The organism is Brevibacillus nigriterrae (assembly GCF_049846925.1).
Lineage (GTDB): Bacteria > Bacillota > Bacilli > Brevibacillales > Brevibacillaceae > Brevibacillus_H.
In genome coordinates, this window is the sequence record NZ_JBNCMT010000047.1 from 26,531 (window position 1) to 32,111 (window position 5,581).

Annotated in this window: 5 protein-coding genes and 1 rRNA gene; 2 read left to right on the plus strand and 4 right to left on the minus strand. The window is 41.6% G+C overall.

What is annotated here, in order from left to right; translation table 11 throughout:
* On the minus strand, positions 1–834 hold an 834-nt coding region (qoxA, locus tag ACPW7N_RS24330), incomplete at its 3' end, for a cytochrome aa3 quinol oxidase subunit II (RefSeq protein ID WP_425654179.1).
* A 184-nt stretch (positions 835–1,018) separates the two neighbouring features.
* On the opposite strand from qoxA, the gene pdxR reads away from it, so the two are divergent.
* On the plus strand, positions 1,019–2,461 hold the full coding sequence (pdxR, locus tag ACPW7N_RS24335) for a MocR-like pyridoxine biosynthesis transcription factor PdxR (protein ID WP_425654181.1): 1,443 nt from the start codon (positions 1,019–1,021) through the stop codon (positions 2,459–2,461).
* A gap of 128 nt (positions 2,462–2,589) precedes the next feature.
* On the opposite strand, the gene ACPW7N_RS24340 is transcribed toward pdxR, so the two are convergent.
* Together ACPW7N_RS24340 and ACPW7N_RS24345 are read right to left on the minus strand one after the other, a co-directional pair.
* Positions 2,590–3,300 carry a hypothetical protein gene (locus ACPW7N_RS24340; RefSeq protein WP_425654182.1) on the minus strand — a complete coding sequence of 237 codons (711 nt, stop codon included), beginning with the start codon at positions 3,298–3,300 and terminating at the stop codon, positions 2,590–2,592.
* Between the two features lies 1 nt (position 3,301).
* Positions 3,302–3,829, minus strand: coding sequence for a TlpA family protein disulfide reductase (locus tag ACPW7N_RS24345; RefSeq protein WP_425654185.1), 528 nt, complete (start codon positions 3,827–3,829; stop codon positions 3,302–3,304).
* A gap of 407 nt (positions 3,830–4,236) precedes the next feature.
* Between ACPW7N_RS24345 and ACPW7N_RS24350 the strand changes: the two genes are divergently transcribed.
* A complete protein-coding gene (locus ACPW7N_RS24350) occupies positions 4,237–5,379 on the plus strand; it encodes an MFS transporter (RefSeq protein WP_425654191.1) in 1,143 nt (380 codons plus the stop codon).
* Between the two features lie 116 nt (positions 5,380–5,495).
* Here the strand turns inward: ACPW7N_RS24350 and ACPW7N_RS24355 are convergent.
* Positions 5,496–5,581 (minus strand): 23S ribosomal RNA (locus ACPW7N_RS24355); the annotation flags it as partial.

The following is a 5,581-nucleotide window of genomic DNA, read 5'->3' on the forward strand; positions in this document are numbered from 1 at the left end:
TGAATGTTCTCCTTCAGGAGCCGGACTGAATTCCAGATGTGTTCCCGTGAATGTGGCTTGTCCGACATGACCGGGCTCCAGTAATTTCTCGAAGATCTCTTTTGTTAGCGGACTCGCTGTATCCTTGACATCATCAATCCATTTCTCATAATCCACTTCAGTCATTGCCTCTACATTAAACGTATTTTCAGCGAACCCCTCACCACTGAAGTTTGCGTTCCGTCCCATATACTCACCAGGGACATCTGCAGCCAGGTGCAACGTCGTGACCATATCAGCCATGGCATATTTTTGTCCTCCCAGTTGTGGAATCCAGAAGCTGGTGATGGGACCGTATGAATACAGCTTGAATTCAATTGCCCGGTCTGTCGGAATCCGCAAGTAGTTCACCGTTTCAATATTTTCTTCTGGATAACTAAAATGCCACTTCCAGTTAGAAGATGATGCGTAAATAATTAATGGCTTTTTATCCTCGTATCCTTTCGGTGTTGCCTCCACGATATAATTGCTGTTCACGGAAATAATAGAAAGGAAAATAACGATCAAAACAGGAATCCCTACAACAATTGACTCCACTAAGATACTGCCTTCAATATACGGAGGCTCATAGTCATCAGATTGTCTCGATGCACGATACCTGATTACCATAAACAAGAACAAAGCGACAACCACGATGATAATAAAAGACATCGTCCATATGGATATCATGATCACATCGGCTTGCGTTTGGGCCTGGGGACCTTTTGGATCCAAGACCATCAACCTCTCACTACATCCTGTAAGCAAGGTGATAATAGTAAAAATAGAAGCAAAAAAAAACCATTTCTCTTTCATCGCTGTACCCCTTTCTCATCTCCATCGGTTCTTTACATGACCTGCGGATTATCCTATCGTAAGAACATCAAAACCTTTTTCTGAAAATCAATTATAGATAGTTTCAATAAAAGTGAACCCTCCAGTTCCCTAAAAATATGACCATCCACCAGATAGTTGTGACGATGAGGAAGTGAAATGCACGATGGATTGGCAACCCGATCGCAATACTCAAATACCGGTTTACAAGCAAATTGCCCAACATCTTGAAGAACGTATTTCCAATGGCGAATACCCTGCTGGAGCAGTACTTCCTTCCGAACGCTCACTGGCAAAAGAATTAGGCATCAATCGTTCCACCGTAGTGGCGGCGTATGAAGAACTACGAGCTTCCGGTATTGTGGAAAGCGTGCAAGGGAAAGGTACGATCGTAAGCAGAGATATTTGGGGGAGTACTCGCAAACGGATTCCAAACTGGGAGAAGCTAGTGGAATCAGGGTCATTTTTACCGAACACAGCCATGATGCGAAGCATTCGAAAAGAGGCGTTTGATCTGGATCTGATTGATCTGGCAAGTGGCGAACTGTCTCCCGAGTTTTCTGCTTCTCAATATTTCCGAGCCATTATGTCTAGTGGAGATTTTAACTACCATGTAGGTTATGATCATCCACAGGGAAACCTGCAATTGCGTGAGACGATTGCCTTGCATCTGAAGGAATCGAGAAATATCCCTGCAACACCTTCGTCCATATTGATAACTTCAGGAGCCCAGCAAGCTCTGTACCTGATTGTGCAGTGCTTGCTCCAACCAGGGGACGCCGTTGCCATTGAAGATCCTTCCTATAGCTACTCACTGCCGTTGTTTAAATCAGCCGGGCTAAGGACCTTCCTGCTGCCAGTAGATAGTCACGGGATCGATCCAGATAACATTGTGAGTTTGTACAAGCAGCATCGAATAAAAATGGTCTTTCTTAACCCTAACTTTCAAAATCCTACCGGTTCCTTTTTAGATATGGATCGGCGAAAGAGAATTCTGGAAATCTCCTCTGACTTTGGAATTCCCATTATTGAAGATGATCCGTACAGTTTGACCGCCTTTGATCGGACACAAGTATCTACAATCAAATCAATGGATCAGAATGGTACCGTTCTCTACGTCAGTTCGTTAAGCAAGATTGTTGCATCGGGATTACGAATTGGATGGATTTTTGGCCCACAAGCCGTAATAGAAAGATTAGCAGACGCCAAACAACAGATCGATTTTGGACATAGCATCATTCCTGAATGGATCGCTTCCCAATTTTTATCGTCTGAGGATTTCCCAATTCACTTGCAAAGACTTCGCAACTCACTCGCCATCAATAGAGATAAAATCGTTTTTTCACTATATGACCAACTGGCGGATCAAGTAGACTTCCTTGTACCTGAGGGTGGCATTCATATTTGGTGCAAAATCAAAGAGGAAATAAACGAACAGAAATTAGTAAAGGAAGCAATCAAACGAGGGGTTGTCTATGTCCCTGGCAGTGTTTTTGGGACGAAAAATGGGTTTGCCCGATTTACGTTTGGACGTGTGAAGGAAGAGCAGATTTACGAAGCTATCTCTCGCTTTGGAGATGCTTTATACTCATTGCAAAAAGGCAAGTAACCCACAAAAAAAGAAGGGGTCGTTACCAAGTAGATGTTTCTACTAGCAACGAGCCCTAATTTTCATAACTAACCGTCCTTGAAGTTTACGGTTATCAGGAACACCTCCATCAAGTCATTGGAGATCTCTTATACCCCAGCACTATCATCTATTCGGTGAGTGACATACCGCGCTGGGGTTAGCAAAATAAGCATTCCTATAATGAGTATCACAAGGGAAAGCATCTCTAATAAACTTCGTCCCAGTATGAAAGGATCAGCTGGCATCGATATCAAACTATACTTAAGCAAAGTAACAGAACTTACCCCTACGAGTATCATCCCTACTCTCTCATGTGCTTTTGACAGGATAAGTCGCCCCTCATTGATCAAAATGCCCACTAAGCATAAATAAACAATGACCTCAATCCATGCAGGCTCCCCATACGATTTGACGAGCACAGCGAGTAACAGTTCAACAATGATATTACCGAATAACATCCATCCGGCTGCAATCCAACCCAACCATTTTCCTCTTACTCCATTCATGAGAAACCATAATGAGCTAATCAGGACGGCCACTTCTATTGCATATACCCCGCCACTGGTAAATAACAACCGAACAGGTTCTTTTAGGAAAAGTAGTGGATCTTCCATTAGTGGCCAGAATTTATAGACTAGGATACCTACTAGGAAAGCCTGCGAAATTGTGTCGATAAACGATTTAACCCAGGGAATCGAGTATTTTTTCCCTTCATAAGAAATCCAACCGAGTGCCAGAATTACACCCAACACCAGGCTAGCTACAGAAATCGTTATATGGAATGGTCCAAAAGATAAAACTGAGGATGCCTCAAACATACTATTCTTCTCCTTTGAGGATCCGCTCCAAAACCTGTTCAATTTCAGGCTTTGTGACTACTCCTGTTTTTTTAAAAACAATGACACCATTCTTGTCAACTATATAGCTGGTGGGCATCGCTATAATTTTATACTGTTTGCTAACCTCTCCAGAATGATCGAGGGCAATCGGAAAGGTTACATGAAATTCATTCACAAAATCATTAACATTCTCTAAGTCGTCTTGCGCAGTTACATTTACCCCGATAAAACCAATACGATTTTTATACTTTTCGTAGAGAGTTGTCAGATCTGGCGTTTCCATTCTACAAGGAGGGCACCAGGATGCCCAAAAGTTGATAAACACTGGCTTCCCTTTATATTGCTCCAAACTGACTTCTTGTCCATATAACGCTGGAAGAGTGAAGGCGGGAGCCTTATAGTTGACCTCAGGAATAACAAGAACCTCTTGATTCCTGTCTGTATTACCCATTGTTAACCAGATCACGACGACTAACAAGCCGAATAAAATAACCAGTTTCTTACCCATTTGCTTCTCTCCGTTCTGTCCATCTAATCACCCTTCTTCTGTTGCTCTAGATGTACATATCATTTCCGATTTCCGCTTTTTTACATAACCATAAAAAACGGAAATTGTTATATACCCATAGGGGTAATTTATAACTTCTCTCCGCTCTTGTCAAACCCTTGTAGCTGATACCTAAAATACGCTATTTTGTCTTTCTACTTCTACCATACACAAAAATCACGTTTCGCTGACGTGGTTTTTGACTTACTGCTCAGCAAGCTCTCAATTCAGATGTCGTAACTATTTGACATTTATTGTAGATTTGTTACAATGTACGTAATAAATCTACAACAGGGGGGGTTCAACATTTGACAGAACTACCTGGTACTGCAGGGCAGACTACCGCCACTGAAAAAAACTATACTTTGATGGCATCCATACTCGTATGGTGCGGTTTAGTTGTCGTTTCAAGTTTGTATATCACCATTCCGATGGCACCCATTTTTTCAAATGTGTTTGGCGTTTCACAATCCCAAGCTTCATGGACGACAAGTGCTTTCTCATTTGCATATGCAGTTGGCTTCCTGCTTTTTGCACCTTTGTCCGAAAAATACGGGCGGAAGCAAATGATGTTAGCGGGATTGATTGCTTTGTTTGTTGTTTCACCTATTTTGGGGGTTGTTAAGAGCCTCCCTTTTTTGGTGATATTGCGTTCCGTTCAGGGTTTAGCCGCTTCGACCTTTGCTCCGGCTGTACTTGCTTATGTTGTAGAAATGTTTCCGATCGAAAAACGGGTAACAACCCTAGGGTTTGTCAGTACGGGATTTTTAATGGCAGGTATCGTGGGGCAGGTTTTTAGCAGTCTAGTAAGTCAGAGCTTGGGTTGGTCATACGTTTTTACCTTCCTTGGAGGTATTTATTTGTTGAGTGCAGTTTTACTAGCAAGATTGGTTCTGAAAGGGGAAATTCAACAAAATAGGGGGAATCTACTGGCTCCATTTAAGCAAATGGGAACATTACTTTTACAAAAAAACCTTTTCTTTTGTTATTTCATTACCATCACGCTGTTATTTTCATTTGTTGGCATGTACACTGCTTTGGGAGATTATTTGAGTCAATCTCCATTTGGATTGAACAATCATCAGATTCTAATGGTTAGGGCATCCGGGATAATTGGCATGTTACTGTCTCCTTTTGCCGGAGGATTAGTAGCAAAATTCGGAATAAGGATAGTATTGCAAGCAAATTTGATATTAGCAACTGTTGGCATGGGTCTAATTGGTATTATTTCCAACCTTCCTTTACTTGTTGCTATGAGTGTTATTTTTGTTGTCGGGATTTCCCTTAGCGTACCAACATTAATTTCTATGATTGGAAATTTGGGAGGAAAATCTCGTGGGGTAGCCGTTTCTTTGTATACTTTTATCTTATTTATTGGAGCAACCCTCGGACCGGTAGTCGCATTAAACCTACTTAAGACAGGAAGCTACATCTTAACCTTTGAGGTATTTGCTGCCTTTTTGTGTATTGGTTTCTTCTCCTCTTTTCTTATAAAAATGAATGATAAATAATCTGTAAGCTTAACAATCAAAAAAGCTCATGAGTCTATCTAACAGATAGATTCATGAGCTTCTTGTTTGCTCTCTGAAAACTGGATACGCAATGTAAATTTGACTAAGGAAAATACGTGGATAAGTCCTCGACCGATTAGTATTCGTCAGCTCCATGCGTTACCGCACTTCCACACCGAACCTATCAACCTTATCGTCTATA

What these genes read in the sequence shown, in the direction of transcription:
- pdxR (WP_425654181.1), top strand. Translation starts at nt 1,019, where the DNA reads ATGGATTGGCAACCCGATCGCAATACTCAAATACCGGTTTACAAGCAA.
- ACPW7N_RS24340 (WP_425654182.1), bottom strand. Translation starts at nt 3,300, where the DNA reads ATGTTTGAGGCATCCTCAGTTTTATCTTTTGGACCATTCCATATAACG.
- ACPW7N_RS24345 (WP_425654185.1), bottom strand. Translation starts at nt 3,829, where the DNA reads ATGGGTAAGAAACTGGTTATTTTATTCGGCTTGTTAGTCGTCGTGATC.
- ACPW7N_RS24350 (WP_425654191.1), top strand. Translation starts at nt 4,237, where the DNA reads ATGGCATCCATACTCGTATGGTGCGGTTTAGTTGTCGTTTCAAGTTTG.